Source organism: Spirosoma utsteinense (assembly GCF_014282275.1).
GTDB classification, from domain to species: domain Bacteria; phylum Bacteroidota; class Bacteroidia; order Cytophagales; family Spirosomataceae; genus Spirosoma; species Spirosoma utsteinense.
In genome coordinates this window covers 18,752-38,668 of record NZ_VFIA01000041.1, presented here as the reverse complement: position 1 = coordinate 38,668, position 19,917 = coordinate 18,752, and the positions used below count along the sequence as shown (strand labels likewise).

Genomic DNA, 19,917 nt, shown 5'->3' with positions numbered 1-19,917 from the left:
TCTACGCCTTAAACAGGCAGCGCCCGGGATTGCGCTTTTCGGTCCTCCTTTTTTTCTGGCTTCAGGGCTTCTGCCGGGTCAGCGCTTTCATTGCGCTGGCATACCGGCGGCCAAGCTCACGGGCCGATGCTGCATCGAAATGGGTATCGTCACCGCCATCCGTCAAGCCCGACGCATCGACGCAGGCAGTTCTGGCTACCCGGGTGGGCAGTCCCCGGAGCAGTTCATTGATCTGAGCCGCCGACGGTGTTTTGGCTACGTAAAAATCGCCCAGCGTGCCCACGACAACCGGCAGGGTCGGTGCGTTGAAAACCAGCCGAAATCGGCCAATCAGCTGGGTGAGCTTTTGTTCATAGCCACTTACCAGCTCAGGGTGGCTGTCGCTTTCGCCCTGATGCCAGAGGATACCATGCAGCGTACCGGCCTGCTGCGCCAGTTGAACCCGTTTGATCGCTTCGTCATAGGGGTAATTTTTGGTTTGCTCGTGGTAGCCGCCGGGCTGCCAGCTATCCATGGCCGACCCGCCTACCGCTGTTGGTATCAACCCAATAAAAGCGTTTGTATCCATTTCTGCCACCAGCTTCCCAAATGCCAGCCCCGGCCCAACGCCTACCACCGTTGGTTTGTCGAAGTGCATGGGCTCGACGGCGGGCACCCACTGGTTGGCACGATTCAGCATCCAGACGCGCGGATGCGGAGTTTTATCCTCGGCATCAACCGTACCCCGGCCTGCCATATTCGATTGCCCGGCCAGAACATACAGGTGGAAGTTAGCTGGTGAGATACCTTGGGGTAAACCCGATTGGGCGAGTACCGCCAGGGAAGCGATAGCCATAAGAAAGACAGCGATCAAACCAGTTTTAACCATACAAATGAGTTCATCTCGGGTAAGGCACAGACGGCTCCTGTCCAGACGGTTGTCCAGGCAACCAGGTCCCGAAAATAAGGAAAGATGACCACTGTTTCTGGTAAATAATCAGAACAGGGTGCCGTCGGCAAGCGGTTGTGTCAGGAAGGGGCTACGGTTAATCCCGATGAGCCGGACGCGAGGGCAAAAAAGCGCAGGAATGACGCGGAATAAACAGAGCCTCCTTTATTCAAATACCAGTGGCCGGATTTTATCGACGCGTTCCTGAACCTTGGCAGCTCTATCGAAATAAGACTGAGCACTCGCTAAATCACCTTTGTCTTGCTGGACCTGCCCTAATTTGTTTAGTATCATAATCAACTCCTCCAGTGCCCGGATCGCGTTCCACAATGACTCCTCGATGGTATGATTCACCCCCGACAGCAATGACCCGGCGGTGAAGGCATGACCCGTATGGCACCGGTAGCGAACTAATCCTCCTTCTTGGATACTAACCAACGACCCATGGCATTCAGGGCAGGTTAGCGCTGTCAACTGACCCTCTTTGAAAAATTTCATAGCTTGGTCCATTTCTTCCTCGGCTATTTTGATTTCGGTTGCTATCGATTGATCCTCGACGGATGAAAGACTGGGACGGGGGTCGACTTCCTGGGCTACTAATTCGACAAGCAACGGGGCTAAATCGGCGATGGGCACAGCATAATCGACCTCGACGTTCTCTCGTACACTTTCCGGCATACTGGGGTACAGCGCTTCCTGAGGTTGCTGGATAATACTAACCCCCCCCAGTCGCTTAACCGTCCACATGCCCGACGTTCCATCATTGAGTAATCCTGTTAACACTATACCAATAACACGGGGACCGTAATTATAAGCCGCCGACCGAAATAGTGCATCGATCGATGGGCGAAACCGGTTCTCTTTTGGCCCTTTTTTTACAAGTATCCGACCTTTTTCTATCAACAGATGATGATCTGGTGGCGCTACAAAAATTCTGCCAGATCGAATGGGGTCTCCATCGACTGGATGACATGCCTTTAACTTACCTCTAAAGTTAAGGATTTCGGGCAGAGAACTAAGCGCATCTGCTGCCATATGCTGTACCACAAAGATTGATCCCGAAAAATCAGCTGGTAATAAGTCCACAAACTCTTTCAGCGCATACACCCCACCAGCCGAAGCACCAATAACGACTATATTTCGTTTACTCATACGTGGTTGTCTTGTTGTTAAATACCCAGGCAGCAAGCAAGTAATGGTGCATCGTTGGTAAACACATTAAAAGTCAATATACACCCGCCTTTTGTCTCTATAGCGAGGCATCGGAACATTTAGGATACCATTGACCCGGTATGCTTATCAGGCGTATAGGGAGTAGCCTTGACAAAGGCCGTCAGTAAAGACAAAACCTCTTTGACTGAATCAAGTCGGTAACCGGCTGTTGTGGCCCCTCGACCCACCTTAACCGTATAATGGCCATCTCCCGTAAGGTCCCTGAACATGTCCTCATCCGTACTATCATCGCCAACAGCCAGTACGAAATCATACGGATAGGCCATAGCTAACTGTCTGGCCATACGTCCCTTGTCAGTATCGGCAATTTTAACTTCGACTACTTTATTGCCATCAATAGCGCGTAGTTGATAAGGCAGTAATGCGTTGAGGGTAAGAACAAGCTCCCGCGACCGCTCAAAGCCAATTGTCTCACTCACCTCCCGGTAATGCCACGCAATCGAATGGCTTTTTTCGTCGATGAAAGAGCCATCACAGCGGCTCACGAACCCTTCCAGCAGCGGCCGTACGGTTTCCTTCCAATGGCTATCATCCAGTATCGAACTCCGCCAGATGCCTTCCTGACGGAGGTAAGTACCGTGCTCAGCCACGATATCGATTGGTAAGCCTTCCAGCAGGCTTTCGAGCGTTTCGTGAGACCGTTCACTGATGATGACAACGTTGTTCTGGGGTGAGGCCGCCAGTTCCCGAATGAGACTTATCACCTCAACCGACGGTGTCGTTTGATCGGGACGGGCAGTAAATTCAGCCATAGTACCGTCATAGTCCAGCAAGAGCAGGCGCGACTGAGCCTGCTCGTAAGCCACCAGCAGGTTGTGCTTACTACTGCCCTTCAAAGCTACCACCTGACTTTTTTGGTGGCTTCCCCGACTGGCCGTCTGTAACACGTTGAAGAAGTCGGCCGCCCATTCCTGTACACTATAGGTCGAAATTCGTTTTTGCATAATCGCAATCCGGCGTTCCTGCTCTTCCGGTGGCATGGCCAATGCTTCAGCCAGCCGCTCAGCCACTTCATATTCATCGAGTGGATTGACCATCAGGGCTTGGCCCAGCTCATTGGCGGCACCCGTTAACTCACTCAAGACCAGAACGCCCTGCTGATCCTGACGGGAGGCTATAAACTCCTTGGCGACCAGGTTCATACCATCCCGAAGGGGGGTGATGAGCGCCACATCGCAGGCGGTATACAGCCCCATCAACTGCGGAAAAGACAGCGAAGCATACCGATAGACGATGGGCATCCAGGTCAGGGTGGCGAACTTACCATTGATCCGCCCTACAGCCTGCTCAATCATCTGTTTGCGCTCCCAATAGGTCTGAATCTCATCACGGGAGGGAATTACCACCAGAATGAACACCAATTTGCCGATCCACTCGGAATGTGTCTGCAGGAACGCTTCGAGCGCATCCAACCGCTGCATCACCCCCTTGGTGTAATCGAGCCGATCGACCGAAAAAATGATTTTTCCGGGATAAGCCTGGTGTAGTTCGGCACGCTCGGCCACAACGTCGGGCTCATCATAGGCATCGTGATAGAGCCCGTAATTGATACCGATCGGGAATGCCTGACCCTGTACGCAATGATCCTGGTACAGGATTTTTGCCATCTGGTGCGGTAAACCCAGGTTTAGCTGTACCGACTCAAGGAAATGGATGAGATAATCGTTGGTGTGAAAACCAATCAGATTGGCACCCAGCAAACCCGTCAGCAGATAATCCCGGCACCGTTTCGGAAGTAGCCGGAGCATCTCGTTGGAAGGAAACGGGATATGCAGAAAGAAGCCAATAGAGGCCGTGGGTACCCGCTCCCGAATTAGCTGAGGCAGTCCCAGAAAGTGGTAATCATGTACCCATACCTCGTCATTTGGCTGAAGATGTTCGACTACAGTTTCACAGACCTGCTGGTTAGCTGCCTGATAAGCCCTAAGATGTTCATCGTGGTAATCCACGTAAGAAGGAAAGTAATGAAAAAGCGGCCAGAGAACCGAGTTGGAAAAGCCGTTGTAAAAGCCCTTCTGGGTTGCCTTGTCGAGGAACACAGGCACGTACTCAAAATCATCATCGACTAAATGCCGGTGTTTTTCCCACTGCCGCTGCGTAAAGTCGGCACACCCGATCCAGATTGGCTTGTGGGCTGACTGACTCAGGTCCAGCGACTTGACAGCCGTAACCAGCCCCCCGGATGAGGATTGTACCGTTGCCGTTTTCTGATCGGTTTTGATCGAGAAGGGAAGCCGGTAAGAAATAATGATCAGTCGATTGTTTTTCATAACGAAACGAGGATACCTGTACTGAAGCACAAACCTAAGGCTGGTTCAGTAAGTCGTTCGTCAGGAGAACTACGGTATTGGGTTTCTGCTTCGTAAGTAAGCTGCCGAAATAAGCCAATGGTCTTGTCAGCGCGCCGGAACAGGTATTAGTTTCGGTAATTATTCTGGTAAAAGATTTTGACGAGGGCCACCACGATATTATCCGAATTGGCCCTTAACGATAGCCCCTCCGCCGTTGATGGAATCATGCCCTGTACACCCTTTAACTCCGTGGCCGATAACGTCTTGTACCCCATCGACCAGTCGGAGAACGACCGTTGCTCGATCGGTTGCGAATACAGGTTGATTACATGCGAATGCCTGGGGTCGCGACTGATAACTTCATATAAGGCTCTCACCTTTGTTTCGTCCCCTTCCAGCACCTGGATAATGTTCCCGTTGAAATAGAGAAGAATACCGGTAATACCCGAAGCCTGATTTTTTTTCTGACTTTTTTCCAATATCTGTGCCAACTCGGCTTCAGCTAGCAACCCAGTTGATGAACTGAGGTAGACAGTACAATAGTCCATGTGGGCGGTCAGGGAAGTTTATATTTTGTTCATTAGTTTAAATTGTTAAATAATTAAGTAAGCTGTTTAGTTTATATTAAACAAAAACTATTACAATTAACTAGTTAATGGACTAAACCCAATAGACTAACAAGCGCTTAGCCGATTTAAAGCAGGGCATTCAGTTGATGATACAGCGTCATTGCCGGCTGTAGGTACTCGGGGCATTCAGAAACGACAGGCTCTTTTCCAAAGAGTTGTCCCGGATACTTGCCATGGTAACCACATCGCTCTGCCATGGCAGCATACACGTCGGCGTCGGGCGTCAGGTCAAGAAACCGAATGAGTTGATTCATCATCACCATGCCATCGGCCTGGTAGTCGATCAGCAGGCAGTTGGAATCCTGTTTGGCAATCATTAACAATACCTCAAAATAGCGCTCCAGTACCATGGCCATGTACGCATCTAAATCGACTGGAGCGTTGGGGTCAGTTGTAAATCCAAAGAAAGCAGGCGGAATCAGACCCGGTATAGCCTGCATGCCCCGCCGGTTACGTTGCGACCGGAGAACCTCATCAGGCGATCGGTACAATAAAATGAAGGGTGTTTTGGGATACAACCGGCGCAGCGTCCCGTATTGCAGCAGATGCCAGCTATCGGTTTTAATGAATACAGCCGCTTCCCGACCCGTTCGTTGTTGGCTCAACAACTGTAAGGCGGCCACAAAAGCCTGATCAGCCGGGGAGGGCAACCCGGAATCAACCGGGGTTGGCAGCCGCAGCAGGGCATCGAGAATGGGAACTTCCGACAGCACGACCGCATTCGTCAGCAAACTCAGTAACTGGCCAAGCAACGTCGACCCACACCGCGACACGTGAAATATAAATGCAGTAGGTGCTACGGCGGGAACGGCCTGCGCCATCTCGATTAATCCGTCGAGCGAACTGACACTGGCGTACGGGCTCGAATTATACGGATGCGATAAGCACCGCTGCTGCGTATCGTCAAAAAAGGGAGCCGTCATCGGGTGGTCTCCGAGGTATAGCCAGCGGCAGTCAGGCTGGCCGTTCGTGGTCCGCAGCTTGTACGGGATCCAGTGTTGTAACGGATAGGATTCGGTGCGTGTAGCCATTAACTATGTTTTCAATCGTACAAATCAGTTACCCTCACCTAACTCCTGCCGGAGCTGAGCAACCAGCTGACGGGACGTTTCGGTGTCCGTTCGGGATAATTCAGCTATCATCTGCCGTTTGGTTTGCCGGGAGTAATCCAGCACGCGGGCCTCTTCCCCGAAGTCATAACCCACCTGCCCGAACAGGGCGTCGGACCACGCATTTCGCCGGCAATCGATGACCAGGTGTACCCGCTCAATGGCCCCCTCGTTGCGTACGCTATGGGGCAGGTGAAAATTAGCATACCAGCATTCACCCGCCCGCATGGGTAAATCGACACCTGCTACCCGAAACCGGACAGCCTCTGCCGTTTGAATGGGGATGTGTAGCCGGAAAAGGCCGTAGGGATACCCCGTGTGCAGGTCAGTATGTTCGTTGATGACGCTGCCCGGTGCCAGGGCCAGCAGACGGATCGATTCTTTTTCGCATTGAAATTGATCACAAACCTGCCGGAAGTACTTACATTTCGCCAGCAGGGCTGTATCAGCATAGTCGTATTGGATTGGGTGCGCGTAAATATCGTCCTCACGGCCCGATGCCGACCGGAGGGCCAGACTACTCCAGTCTCCGGCATAGTCCCGCTGGTTGAAATGCTGCCGCCAGTTCAGCGCCCGGCTTAGCGCCAGATCCTGGGTGAGCGCTGCTTCATCAAAGTAAAAAGGCAGTTTGAAAAATCGATTGTCCATCGTATAAACTAACGCTTGGTTTAGTATGCTTTTTATTCAATTTACCGGCTTATCCGGGGCCGGAAAATCCACCCTGTCGAAGGGGGTAGCCGAACGCCTGACCACACTGGGCTACCGGGTCGAGGTACTTGATGGAGACCGCTACCGACGACATCTATGGCCCGAACTGACCTTTTCGGCTCAGGACCGGCAGGAGAATATCCGGCGGTTGGGTTTTATCGGCCAGCGGCTGGTTCATCATGGGGTCATCGTTATACTGGCAGCTATCAATCCATATAAGTCGGTACGGGATGAACTGGCCGTGCTGATGCCAGGCTCCAGACTTGTTTTTATCGACTGTGCCCTGCCGACTTTACAGCAGCGCGATACCAAAGGTCTCTATGCCCGTGCCTTGCTACCTCAGGCGCATGCGGACCATATCACCAATTTAACCGGCGTCAATGACCCGTATGACAGGCCCGAAACGCCGGACCTCCATATCGATACCAGCACCGAAACACGGGAAGCCAGCGAACAACGCCTGCTGAATGCCCTGCTTACCTGGTTAAAAACAACGTCATCAGATGACGTAAACTAGCCATCTGATGACGCTGATTCTGGTGACCATCCCAATTCCGGGATAATCCTATGCTTCGGTCCTTTACGGCACGATCACTTTGACCACTGCCTGCTGGCTGTCGGTATGTACCCGCAGCAGCAGTACCCCGCCAACCCGGCGACCAATCCGCAGGGACTGACGTTCTACCACAGCGGCCGACGGAATCGCCTGTTGGGTAACAGTCTGGCCATTCATGTCGGTGAGGGTGAAGGTAAGTTTTTTACCCTCGGCTCCCGTTACGTCGACCTCGACAGACTCACCCTGTACCGGGTTTCCCAGCAGGGTTACCCGCAGCGGTTGTTCTGCCGTTTCCCGCGTCGCGATCCGGGTTGACCGGTTGCAGAAGGCGCGGAAATCGAAGTCAAGCATCACGACAACTCCATTCTGGCGAGCCATCAGTGTCAATACCGATGAGCTGTTCAAATCCTGCCGCAGGGGTGCATCCACCGTCTGGTTCGCATTGGGCGACCAGTCGGTTACGCCAACCGACCGATATTCGATCAGCGAACCATTGCCGCCCGTTGTCTGGAACGTGATAGCACCCGTTGCGCAATTGTACAGGGGCGTCACTAACTGCAACGGAGCTGGCCCTGTACCACCAGGTGCGATACTGATTAACAGGTTGCCGTTTGCCGTAGCATTCTGCGGATCTGCCGCCGTAATGACAACCGTATAACTACCCGGCTGCGTTGGTGTACCGCTGATGGTACGAGTGGCTCCGTTGAAGCTTAACCCGGCGGGCAGACCGTTTACCGTAAACGTGAGTGTTCCGCTTTCTGGATCACTAAAGGCTGCCTGTGGAATCTGATAACTGAACGGCTGTCCCTGAGTACCCTGCTGACTGGCCAACGGTCCGTGGAACGTCGGCGGGAGGTTGTTGACCGGAACGTCCTGACAGAAGGTGCGGAAGTTAAATTCCCGCATCACGACAACCCCGTTCTGACGGGCCATCAGTGTCAATACCGGTGAGCTGCTCAGGTCCTGCCGCAGGGGGGCATCTACCGTCTGACTTGGATTAGGCGACCAGTCGGTTACGCCAACCGCCCGGTATTCGATCAGCGAACCGTTGCCGCCCTCTGTTCGGAAGGTAATGGCACCCGTCTGGCAGTTGTAGAGCGGTACAATAAGCGCCAGCGGCTGGGCTGTACCCGTTGCGGTAACGACCAGCATGAACGTGGTATTAGCCGATAGTCCGCCCGGATCGGTTGCGGTTACCAATAGGGGGAAGTTACCCGATACCGTCGGTGTTCCGCTAATGGTAGTACCCGCAAACGACAGACCAGCGGGTAACCCCTGTACGGAAAGCGTCAGAGCTTGATTTTCCGGATCGGCGAACGTACCGGACGGAATCGCGAAGCTGAATGGACTACCCTGGGTTGCACCCTGGGTCGATATAGGCATTACAACCTGTGGAGGCTGATTGCCGTTGCTGCCGGCGCAGAAAGCCCGGAAGTCGAAATTCAGGGTTACCACCTGCCCATTCTGGCGAGCCATCAGCATCAGTACACCACTGCTGTTCGCATCGGCCCGCAGTTCAGCTTCGACTACATGGGTTGGGTTGCTGCTCCAGTCCGTTACCCCAATGGCGCGGAACTCGATCAGGCCACCCGTACCACCCGTCGTCTGGAAGGTTAGGCTACCGGTCAGGCAGTTGTACAGGGGTGTAACCAGTTGCAATGCCTGGCTGGCGGCAGACGTAACCGTTACCGTCAGGTTCGCCGGAGCGCTGGTACAGGTGCCGCGTACACAAACGGCCGCATAAGCGAAACTACCCACGGTAGCTGTGGGAACAACGATGGAACCGGTTCCGCTGGTGTTGTTGGGACCAGTCCAGTTGATGGTACCCGTGCAGTTGGTGGCCGTCAGCGTCACATCGCCCGTGTTTTGAGACACCGTGCGGCTGCTCAGGTCAGGGGCGGGTGGCACGTCGTTGGTCAGTATCACCGTGGTACTGGCCGAGGTCGAACAGCCGTTAGGGCGTGTTACAACGACCGAGTAGGTACCCGCGCTGGTGACAGTGGCCGTGTTGCCATTGCCAATCTGGGCCGCTCCATTGCTGAACGTATAGGTTACGCCGGATGTGCTGCTGCCCGCCGTGAGCAGAATCGACGACACCGTACAGCTCAACGGACCGCTGGCACTGAGTGTCACATTCTGCGGGAGTTCGGAGTCTCCGGCAACCGTAACCGTGGCGCTGGCCGTACACCCGTTCGGGCCCGTAGCAATGACGGTATAGGTACCCGCCTGCGTCACACTGGCCGTAGCACCCGTGCTCGCCACGACACCCGATGCCCCTTTGAAGACATAGGTCACATTAGCCGAGCTGCTGCTGGCTGTCAGGGTAGCGGCCGGGTTGGCACAACTGATCGAACCACTGGCTACGAGACCGACATTTTGAGGTGCTTCGGTGTTACCGATAACCGTTGTCGATGTGGTTGCCGTACATCCGTTCGTAGCGGTAACCCTAACGGTATAGGTACCCGCCTGACTGACAGTGGCCGTGCCGGCGGTTGTACTGACAATACCAGGGCCGCTAAAGCTGTAGGTAACCCCACCGGTCGTACTGCCCGCCGTGAGCGTAACGGTCGGGTTTGTGCAGGTAATCGGACCGCTGGCCGTCAGGCTTACGTTCTGGGGCGATTGTGTATCGCCGATAACAGTAGTTGTAGCAAGCGATGTACAGCCTGAAGTGGCCGTCGCAACGACAGTATACGTACCGGCCAGACTTACCAGCGCGGTATTGGCCGTCGTGCTGACGATACCGGGACCACTGAAACTGTACGTGACACCGGTCGTTGAGCTGGCGGCCGTTAAGGTAACGGTAGTTTGCGAACAGCTGATCTGGCCGCTGGCAGTCAGACTCAGGTTCTCCGGACGATCAGCGCTGCCTGTAAGCGTAGTCGAGTTAGAGGCTGTGCATCCATTGGGAGAAGTTACGATCACCGTGTACAACCCGGCTCTGTTAACCGTGGCCACATTGCCGCTAACGCTCACAATACCGGGTCCGGTGAAGGCGAAAGTCGAATTGGGCGTACTAGTTCCGCCTGTTACTGTGACCGTTGATTCATTACAGCTTAAAGGGCCGCTCAGGCTAATGCTTACAGATTGAGGGCTCAGCGCATCACTGATAACCGTAGTTGTAGCGCTGGCCGTACAACCCGTAGGTGCGCTGGCAACGACGGTGTAGGTACCCGCCTGGCTAACACTGGCCGTAGCGCCCGTACTGGCAACCGCGCCCGATGGCCCCGTGAACACATAGACAAGGTTTGGCTCAGCGCTGTTTGCCGTTAGCGTAACCGCCGTATTGCTACACGTAATAGTACCGCTGGAGGACAGACTTACCGTGATCGGAGCTGGTTCGTTCAATGTCACTGACGAACTGACTGAACCGGTGCAACCGTTGGCGGTGATCGAGAAGTTGCTGTAGGTACCCGAAGCCAGACCCGTCAGACTAAACGCGTTGCTGGTGACGGTGACCGTTTTTGGACTGCCCGTACCGGTAAAGCTTACCGAATAGGTACCATTAGGCACATTCCCCGTGGTGAAGGCAATACTCCCGTTGCTGGCTGTGCAGGAAGGATTCGTCGGCGCGCCGGCCGTGAGTGTCGGCAAAGCGTTTACGGTGATGACCACGTCGGCAGTGGCGGGGGTACAGCTGCCGTTGCTCACGGTCCAGCGCAGGGTATAACTACCCGCTCCACCGGCCGGGGTGAATACCGCCGAGGTTGACGCTGTGTTATTGAACTGCGAAGCTGAGGTAGAAGGTCCACTCTGGACGCTCCATACACCTGTACCGTTGGTAGCGGTGGCTGACAGTGTGGCGGCTGTACCAACACAAATGGACTGAGCGGCACCAACGCTGGCCAGGGGCTGGGCCGGATCACTCAGGGTACGGGACGTGGCAACCGTACCGGTGCAACCGTTAGCGGTGACCGAGAAGTTGCTGTAGGTACCCGCCGAAAGGCCCGTCAGGCTGAAAGCGCCACTAGTAACGGTGATGGTCTGGGGGCTACCCGTACCGGTATACGTCAGCGAGTAGGTGCCGTTGGCCAGACTGGTCGTGAAGGCAATGCTGCCGTTAGAACCCCCACAGCTCGTCGGGTTGGTACCCGCACCCAGTGTCAGGGTTGGCGCTACCGGATCGGTCAGCGTTTTGGAGGTGGCTACCGTACCCGTGCAGCCATTGCTGGTAACCGAGAAGTTGCTGTAGGTACCCGCACCCAGACCCGTCAGATTAAACGCGTTGCTGGTGACGGTAACCGTTTTCGGGCTGCCCGTACCGGTAAAGCTTACCGAATAAGTACCGTTTGGCAGGTTGGATGTGGTGAAGGCAATACTGCCACTCGTTCCTCCGCAGGTAGTTGGATTGACCGTAGCGCCCGCTACCAGCGTGGGCGATGGATTGACCGTAACGCCGATGGTGGCCGTAGCGCTGGCTACCCCACCGGTGGCAACAACCCTGATTGTATAGTTTGTTGTCGCATTGACAGTCGGCGCGTTTTGCGTGAAGACCGCTCCTGAGCCCGAAAAGCCCGATGGAGTGCTGCTCCAGGCGTAGGTAGGCGACGTAAAGTTGGTCGGCACAGCCGTAAGACTGACAGGTGAACCGGAACAAACCGCAGCGAGGCTGGCGGGTGTAATACGCACGGTTCCGGTCGTTACCTGAAACGGTGATGGCCCCGTACAATTGCCGAACGCTTGTGAATTGTCTTCAACTACCCAGCCTGATGTGGGCGGAATATTCGCTGTACTCGGGTTGGAGAGGTAAGCTCCCCCGTCGAAGGCGATTACCCAGGCAGGGCCGGACGGTTCATAAAAAGCCGCAATTTGAACATCGTTATAAGCTGTACCGTTCAGCGTAACCGTCCCTGAACCCAGGTAGGCCGGCCGGTTGGTTGCTTCATAGTTGTCACTCACTTTATCGAGGACGTAGGTTCCTCCGAAGCAGGCTCCCGAAATGGTGATCGAACTGGGAGCTGTCTGGGCCTGCGTCCGTAAAGACAGCATGGACAGCAGGAGGAACACACCCCAGGCTACCCGAAGAGAAAGCGTCTGGTTTATGAGATTGCGGATAGGTCGGAAGGAATCTTCCGGTACCCGTCCAGCGTAGAAGTTTTTCATGCGATAGAAGAAAAAAGGTTATTTTGAGTAATACATTGATTGGTTCGAATAGCTCAATAGCCATCAGATGTTTTGATCCGCAGCTATCAACGTCTATTGCAGTTAGTCAATACGGAGCATTCGTTCACCCTATTGACCAACGGGCAAATGGTCACTAGTTTCGGGATGGGTATATGCCTTCTAAAGCGATCAGGTAATTGATCGTCAGGTAGGGTGGCATGATGCTGAAAGGCTGACTGCTACCCGCGTTCCCAATCGACTGGGGCGCCATTGCCACGTTGGAACCTGAAGCACGGTACTCCGGATCAAGGGCGCCCGTTGCGGCCAGGAAGGCGTTCTGGGGCGATGCGACGTTGCCGGTTTCCGTTACGGCAACAAGCGAATGGTTGTGGATCGGCATATTTGAGGAATTGAGCGTTACCGACGTCGTTCCGGCAAGTTGGCCCAACGTGAAGTTAGGTAAGCCAGGGCCCTGACCCTGCCCGATGGGGACCCGTCCCCGAAGGTCAGGTAGACCAAAAGTTGTCTGACCGTTCCCACCGTATGTGGTTCCTAGTATTGAAAATAGGGCTGTATTCTGGGCTATCGACATAAGTTGCCCGCTACAAATGGCATACCCCCGAATAGCGAAGTTGCCACCAAACATAATAATCTGACCAATAAAGGGTTCCATCGAACTAAAGGATTTAGGTATAACGTATGATTGAATAAAAATGAATACGATTAATCAGTGAAGCGAGCGACAGCGAATACCCAGGGTTCGTTCCACGCGTAATGTCTCCCGATCGGGTAGTTGATCGTTCGGGAGGCAATAAAACGACTTTAGGATATTGGCGTGTTTGCGGGTAAGTCCGTTCAGCGTCTTGAGGGCGTTAAAATTGATATACACCTCTGTCAGGCCGGTCAGGTTGCGCAGCGGTTCGATCGACGTTATCTGATTGATCTGTGCATACAATTGGGTCAACTGCGTCAGACCGGACAGGGCCTCCAGGCTCTGAATGGCGTTGTTATTGACAAACAGACTCTTCAGGTTGGGCATGCCGGCAACCTCAGCGATGGAGTCAAGGTGATGATTGGTCAGCACCAGAATTTCCAGGTTGCTCATGCCAGCCAGACCGGAACAATTGGATAGTTCGAAGGGCAGGTTGGGGTGGAAAGCCCTGGGGCCAGCAAAACGCAGCACCGTAGTTTGCCAAAGTGCTTCCAGGTCTTCGTATGAGGGTTGATTCGTATGGCCAAACGAGGCTGCCTGAAAGGCTGCCCGCCACTGGGGTTCCAGTTCGCTCCACCACGTAAGGCGCTTGGCATGCGTATCGGCACCGGGCGGACACGTCCTGGCAGGCGCGGTAATGTCTGAGTTCATGTTAACTACCGTGTAAAATATGGGTTCATTCTCGATCGGTTAAACTGGACAGGTACTAAAATAAGCCGGGACGATCCTGGGCAACAGTCGATCGGTTCACGGCAGCGATCCCTTCTGATTTCCCGGACTGCACCACCCGACCCCTCAGATCGACCAGGCGGTAGCTCAGTTGATCCATGTTCAGCTGTAGAACCCCTTTGCTCCCCATCAGCAGCATAGTCCCTTCAGACACACGTTCTGAACGGCCGATGCGGGCGAGTGCCTGCCAGATAACCTGAAAACCCTCCCGGTCAAAACGGGCAGAATAAGAGCCAAACGAGCCCGGTAAGGTGTTATCAATGAGGGGAGCGGCCTCTATCGATAAATCCCTGCTCAGTACACGACCAGCCAGCTCGATATCGCGGTTGGCCAGGGTTACCAGAGAAGACAGGTTGGTGCGTTCGGGATTGTACACGCGGGCAATGGTCAGTCGCTCAGGACTACCCACCTGACCACTCGTAACCAATCCGCCTACCCTATTCAGGAAGACATGTATAGCCTGCCTGGCTTTCATGTCCCCGGAAGAGGCATGGGCAAGAACAGGGTCGGGCAGTAGGGGTAACATACAACCCGCAACGAGTTGACCAATAAATAGACGTCGCTTCATAAGAAAAGGGAATAGAAAGTTAATCAGTCTCAGATGAATTATCCACTAGTCTGTCGGGCTACTACCAACAGATTGATTTTTGTTTATATGAGTTGGGATAAAAGTAACTAAGATCATCCCCTTACTGTACTATTTGTAGGTAAAAAGCAGGATTTTGTATGTGGTTATTCAAATTTGAAAAGTAACCTATACCTATTTAGCAGTGATCAAGCCGCCTTCGAAGCAGTCGTTGGGCTGCGTAGAACAGCCCAACGACATTCGATTAAAAAAAGAGGAAGACATTGTACAGGGTGTGGACAGGAAGATCAGGCCGTAACCGACTCGGTCGACACGAAAGGCTGACCAGCCTGGTTGACGGTTACTTTTTTATCGTTGACACCGACGAAGACGTACTGACCGGAGGTCATTCCGAAGATGTAATACGGTTCGTTTACGCCGGGATAAAGCGGGTGGCGGAGGGTTACGTTGCCATAAGAGCCCGTAAATCCGGCCGCTTTCAGCAACGAATCGGCTTCGGTCAGTTCCATAGCGATAGGCCAGTCGATTACGACATCCTCCAGCCATGGCTGCCCAATGAAGGAGACCGCCCCAAACGTGCCCCAGCCCGTAGAGTTGATAATAGCCGTACCGGTTCCCGCCCGGCATACTACCTTCAGCTGAGAAATATCGTTAGGGTTGGTCGAAGGTGCTTTGGCCGTTGCCTGTACTTCGTACAATTGCGCATCCGGATACTGCTCTCTGATCAGGCGCATCGCGATATTGACCCGGCCCAGATAGCTCAGAATGGCGGTGCTGGCCATGGGTTTTACCTCATCCAGCACAAAAATCTGAACGTCGTACACATGCTGCAAAACGTATTTGGCGACCCCTCCGTAGATGGTTACGATTATTTGCGTATTCCCCATCTGGAGCGAGTTGAAGGTCCAGCTAATGTCGGTCCCCTGCATGCTGGCATCGGTCATGTCCAGGTAAGCCCGATCGAACTTGATTGCCACCGAGCCACCGGGGTTTGTTCCCCCAACCGATTGTTTGACCTTGAAAGGCTCTTTAAACAAGGTTCAGATAATTTCCTGTCCTGCCAACGGCGCTGGTGCCGCGTCATCGGAGGGTACTGCCAGCATCTCGCCAGCTCCGTTGAGTGCCGCCGGGGCTGTCTCCCCAAGCCCCGTATAGTGAATGTCGACCGGAACCCCGTCCGGGTTGTTGGCATCGGCAATGATCACCGATTTTGAGTTGACAACCGGCGAAGGCAGCTGGATACTGAATGCCTGCGTTTTGGTGTATGGCTGAAGGCCCTGGCCCAGCGGCCCTACCCACCCCTGTAAATCGAACTTAAGCCCCCCAACAAAATTGGGATCACGGTAAAAAGAGATGCCACTTGTAAATTCCTGCGCGTTGCCTTTGGCGTACAACCGCAGTTGACGGGTGCCGGTATCGTAGAGCGCTGCCAGTTTGTCGGCCGGGATAAATTGTAAGAAACCCATGATAAGTTGAAGGAAGAGGAAGGGTGCCTACTCGGTTAAGGGCTTTTCAGCGGGGGCCCGCCAATCGACGGGTAGCCTGTCCATTGTCTTTGTTGCTACCGTATCGATGACGGTAACAAAATTGAGGCTGGTAGTTTAGTAAAGGCATTCATTTTCGGACAAACATGCTTACATATCGGACACCCTTACTCTATTACCTTAATGAGGTACCGTCTAATCAAAATCCCCCCGTTTGCTGACGTCAATCAGCAAACGGGGGGATAGCATTTTTCGATACTAAGAAGCGCAGTCTGTGGGTTTATACCACGATCGAACTGGCAAATTCCTTGGGCGTGACCTGGTAAAGTTCTTTGAAACACTGACCAAAATAGGAAGGGGTTTCAAACCCAACCCGGTAAGCCGTCTCTGATACCCCGTACCCGGCCCGCAGCAGATCGGCCGCCTTACGCAGTCGGTATTGGCGGATCAGTTCGTTGGTCGATAGCTGGGTGAGTGAGTGAACCTTACGCAGCAGGGTTTTACTGCTCATCGCCAATTCCTCGGCCAGACGCTCCACATTCAGCGATGAATCGTCGAGGTTTGCTTCCAGCACGGTGTATAGCGTTCGAAGCCATCCTTCCTGCACCGTTTCCAGTGGCTGGGGTAACTCCGGTTGCGATAGCTGCTGCTGGTATAGCGTTCGTAAGCGTTGCTGACGGGTAACGAGGTTACGTAACCGCAGCATGATCTCCTCCACCTGGAACGGTTTGGTCAGGTAGTCGTCGGCTCCACGCTGCAAGCCCGTTAGCCGACTATCGGCGGTTGCTTTGGCGGTCAGGAGAATAACCGCGATGTGGTCGGTGGTGGGGGTCGTTTTAATGAGTTGGGTAAGCTCGTACCCGTCCAGACCGGGCATCATCACATCGGATATGACCACGTCGGGCAGTTCGGCCTGAATGAGCTGCCAGCCCTGATCACCCGTCGCGGCTGTCAGTACCCGGTAGTGACTTTCGAGTTCATCCCGGAGAAACGTTCGCAGTTCGTCGTTATCTTCTACGAGTACAACCAGGGGGGCGTCTATAGGCGGCTTGTTGATCACAAACCGGGAATAAGGTTCCGTGGCGGGAAGCGGAAACCAGTCCCACAACGACAGGTCGAATGAGTCGGCTCCGTCGGGTGTGGCCGATGCAACCAGGGGCAGTTCAACGGAGAAGGTTGTTCCCGAGGGCAGCGTTCCGGCCCCCGTCTGGCTTTGTACCGAAACCACACCACCCATCAGCTCGGCCAGTTCCCTGACCAGCGAAAGACCGATTCCCGTACCCGACTGGACCCGCCCGACAGGCGCCGAAGCCTGATAGAACCGGTCAAAAATAAAGGGGATGTTGGCTTCGGGTATCCCTACCCCGTTGTCCGTAACAGTCAGGCGCACTAAAGATCCCGTTTTCAGCTGGACATCGATCCTGCCCAGGTCAACGCGCCCAGCCGTAAATTTGATGGCATTAGCGATGAGGTTGTACGCAATCTGAGCTACTTTCTCCGCGTCGAAAAGCCAGGTGCCCGCTACATCGGTCTGATACGTCAACGTAGTGCCGTGTTGTTCAGCTAAAGGAACGAACGCCTGAACCAGCTTGCCAAAAAAATCGCTCACATTACCGGGCTGGGGGTTTACGCGCAGCTGACCAGCTTCCAGCTTGGCCAGTTCCAGCAGTTGATTGATCAGCCGCAGCAAATGGCGGGCATTTCGCTCGATGGCCAACAAATCGCGTTTGGAACCCTGAGTTTCGTCACAGTTGCGGAGAAGCCGGTCGACCGGTGAGAGGATAAGCGTCAGGGGCGTTCGGAACTCGTGGGTGATATTGTCGAAAAGCCTTGTTTTCAACGCAGCTATTTCCTGCAGCTGGGCCGATTTCCGCAACTGACTGACGTGCTGAACGGTCTTCTGAATCGTTCGTTCCAGATCGCCCAGGTTGATGGGCTTGCAGACAAAGTCGAAAGCACCCCGGTTCATGGCCGAACGGATGTTGTTCATATCGCCGTAAGCCGACACCATCACTGCCCGGCCGTTCGGCAATAGCGTCGGCAGGTGGTTCAGCAGCGTCAGACCATCCATATCAGGCATGTTGATATCGACCAGGACCACATCGAAATCCGGCTGGCTCTGAATCAGCGCCAGCGCTTCGCGCCCGCTGCCGGCAAATGTGAACGCGTAAACGCCTTCCTGAATTTTACGACGAAAGAGCTGCTGAATCAGGGATGTGATGTCCTCTTCATCGTCAACGACCAATATTTTGGTGTTCATTCACCTTACTGTTAAAACTGGTTCTATCACACGTTGGCCTCGTTGCCCCTCTTATCCCACCGTTACAACCTATTTCCAATTTCTCGACCAGCCTGACGAATTGGCAAACGAATAATAAACTCGGTGAAAACTCCCAGAACAGAGTCAACCATAAGTTCACCCGCGTGCCCTTTTGTAATGATATCGTAACTCAGCGACAATCCCAACCCGGTTCCCTGCCCGGTGGGTTTAGTCGTAAAAAAAGGCTGAAATATTTTCTCCAGAATGGCGGGATCTATCCCGGAGCCATTGTCCCGTACATGCAGAGTTACCCAGTTCCCCGCATGGCGGGTCGTCACTGTTACCTCCGGTTCGTAGCTACTCCCGGCGGTTTTTTGATTATGGACTACGGCGTAGAACGCATTATTGAATAGATTGAGAAGTACCCGGCCCAGGTCCTGAGGTATCCCGTCTATCTGGCTGATCGATGGATCCAGGTTGGCGGTCAGTTTAACGGTCACGGTATTGTCGCGGGCGCGAAGGCCATGGTAGGTCAGGCGCAGGTATTCGTCGGCCAGCGCATTCAGATTTGTGGGGCGCTTCTCCCCTACTTCGGCGCGGCTGTGCAACAGCATTCCGGTTACGATAGACTCCGCCCGTCGGCCGTGATGGGCAATTTTACGGAGATTGTCGCTCACGAATCCGGCCAGCACCTGGACTTCGGCCTGGTGGCCAGCCGCCATCTCTTCGTTCAGTTCGCCGATCAGCTCAACCGATATTTCCGAAAAATTATTGACGAAGTTGAGCGGGTTCTGAATTTCGTGGGCGATACCGGCGATCAGCTCACCCAGCGAAGCCATCTTTTCTTTCTGAACCAGTTGCATCTGGGTAGCCCGCAACTCAGCCAGCGACTGACGAATCTGTTCATTTCGCACCATTAAGCGATTTTCCTGCTGCATGTTCTCGGTGCGAAATATATAGACGACCAAAAACAGCGTAAGAATGAACATAAACAGGTTGGTGTCGTGCAGGTCTGTCGAATCGGGCGTGTGCCAGATTGGTACAATCACGGTTTGGGCATAACGCACGGCGAAAAAAGCAGCTACATTGATCCCAAGCAGAAAAAATATTGTCCGCCGATTACGAAAGAAAAGCATGGGCATGATGCCCGCCGTTATCAACAGGAAATCTGACCCATCGTTAAACTTCGCGATGGGTATCAGCGAATACAAAACGGTGTTCTGCAAAATCAGGTAGTAAGCCGATGCCGTATACCGGCGCTTCCAGTTAAGCAACAGTGGACCCAGATTGGCCACCAAAACCAGGATCACCAGCCAGAACGTGACCCGGTCTGGTGATCCCAGAAAAATGACCATATATAGAAAATACACACTGAGACCAACAACGGTAACGCCGTTGACCAGGCGCACCCGCTTACGTTCCCAAAAGGTCAGTTTGTCGCTGACCCCAATGTTGATCAGGAATTCCCACCGTACCTCTAACCACTGTATCAGTCCCCGAAAAACGAGAGGTACCCGAGGGGTTGATGGTTCACTGTAGACTGTATCCATAAACCTCACTCATTCAAAAGTCTGGTTACAACGAATACA

General features: G+C 53.8%; 15 protein-coding genes. 1 reads left to right on the top strand and 14 read right to left on the bottom strand.

The annotated features are described in order from the left end of the window. Positions 1–61: 61 nt before the first annotated feature. The 6 genes from FH603_RS23165 to FH603_RS23140 all read right to left on the bottom strand — a co-directional run bounded on the left by FH603_RS23165 (position 62) and on the right by FH603_RS23140 (position 6,838). A complete protein-coding gene (locus FH603_RS23165) occupies positions 62–835 on the bottom strand; it encodes a sialate O-acetylesterase (protein WP_235985553.1) in 774 nt (257 codons plus the stop codon). Positions 836–1,093: 258 nt separating this feature from the next. After that, entirely contained in the window at positions 1,094–2,080 is a 987-nt protein-coding gene (locus FH603_RS23160) for a chemotaxis protein CheB (RefSeq protein ID WP_186740597.1), read from the bottom strand. Positions 2,081–2,199: 119 nt separating this feature from the next. Then, positions 2,200–4,431, bottom strand: coding sequence for a bifunctional alpha,alpha-trehalose-phosphate synthase (UDP-forming)/trehalose-phosphatase (locus FH603_RS23155; RefSeq protein ID WP_186740595.1), 2,232 nt, complete (start codon positions 4,429–4,431; stop codon positions 2,200–2,202). Positions 4,432–4,577: 146 nt separating this feature from the next. Then, complete coding sequence (locus FH603_RS23150; RefSeq protein WP_186740593.1) at positions 4,578–5,000, bottom strand: BLUF domain-containing protein; 423 nt, start codon at positions 4,998–5,000, stop codon at positions 4,578–4,580. Between the two features lie 146 nt (positions 5,001–5,146). Further along, entirely contained in the window at positions 5,147–6,112 is a 966-nt protein-coding gene (locus FH603_RS23145) for a sulfotransferase family protein (protein ID WP_186740591.1), read from the bottom strand. Between the two features lie 24 nt (positions 6,113–6,136). After that, on the bottom strand, positions 6,137–6,838 hold the full coding sequence (locus tag FH603_RS23140) for an aspartyl/asparaginyl beta-hydroxylase domain-containing protein (protein WP_186740589.1): 702 nt from the start codon (positions 6,836–6,838) through the stop codon (positions 6,137–6,139). 25 nt (positions 6,839–6,863) lie between these two features. Here FH603_RS23140 and cysC point away from each other — a divergent pair, with 25 nt between their 5' ends. Further along, positions 6,864–7,415: an adenylyl-sulfate kinase gene (cysC, locus tag FH603_RS23135; protein WP_186740587.1), complete on the top strand. Its 552-nt coding sequence runs from the start codon at positions 6,864–6,866 to the stop codon at positions 7,413–7,415. Between the two features lie 63 nt (positions 7,416–7,478). Here the strand turns inward: cysC and FH603_RS23130 are convergent, their stop codons facing one another. The 8 genes from FH603_RS23130 to FH603_RS23095 all read right to left on the bottom strand — a co-directional run bounded on the left by FH603_RS23130 (position 7,479) and on the right by FH603_RS23095 (position 19,878). Continuing rightward, positions 7,479–12,557: a beta strand repeat-containing protein gene (locus FH603_RS23130; protein ID WP_186740585.1), complete on the bottom strand. Its 5,079-nt coding sequence runs from the start codon at positions 12,555–12,557 to the stop codon at positions 7,479–7,481. A 154-nt stretch (positions 12,558–12,711) separates the two neighbouring features. Next, on the bottom strand, positions 12,712–13,230 hold the full coding sequence (locus FH603_RS23125) for a phage tail protein (RefSeq protein WP_186740583.1): 519 nt from the start codon (positions 13,228–13,230) through the stop codon (positions 12,712–12,714). A 54-nt stretch (positions 13,231–13,284) separates the two neighbouring features. Then, positions 13,285–13,920 (bottom strand): leucine-rich repeat domain-containing protein, encoded by a 636-nt coding sequence (locus tag FH603_RS23120; RefSeq protein WP_186740581.1) that lies wholly within the window; start codon positions 13,918–13,920, stop codon positions 13,285–13,287. A gap of 55 nt (positions 13,921–13,975) precedes the next feature. After that, positions 13,976–14,566 (bottom strand): hypothetical protein, encoded by a 591-nt coding sequence (locus FH603_RS23115; RefSeq protein WP_186740579.1) that lies wholly within the window; start codon positions 14,564–14,566, stop codon positions 13,976–13,978. 305 nt (positions 14,567–14,871) lie between these two features. Continuing rightward, on the bottom strand, positions 14,872–15,561 hold the full coding sequence (locus FH603_RS23110; RefSeq protein WP_186740577.1) for a hypothetical protein: 690 nt from the start codon (positions 15,559–15,561) through the stop codon (positions 14,872–14,874). A 63-nt stretch (positions 15,562–15,624) separates the two neighbouring features. Further along, the gene (locus tag FH603_RS23105) at positions 15,625–16,050 is read right to left on the bottom strand and encodes a hypothetical protein (protein ID WP_186740575.1); all 426 of its coding nucleotides are present in this window, start codon (positions 16,048–16,050) and stop codon (positions 15,625–15,627) included. A gap of 298 nt (positions 16,051–16,348) precedes the next feature. Continuing rightward, entirely contained in the window at positions 16,349–18,328 is a 1,980-nt protein-coding gene (locus tag FH603_RS23100) for a response regulator (RefSeq protein ID WP_186740573.1), read from the bottom strand. Between the two features lie 62 nt (positions 18,329–18,390). After that, entirely contained in the window at positions 18,391–19,878 is a 1,488-nt protein-coding gene (locus tag FH603_RS23095) for a sensor histidine kinase (protein ID WP_235985552.1), read from the bottom strand. Positions 19,879–19,917 lie beyond the last annotated feature (39 nt).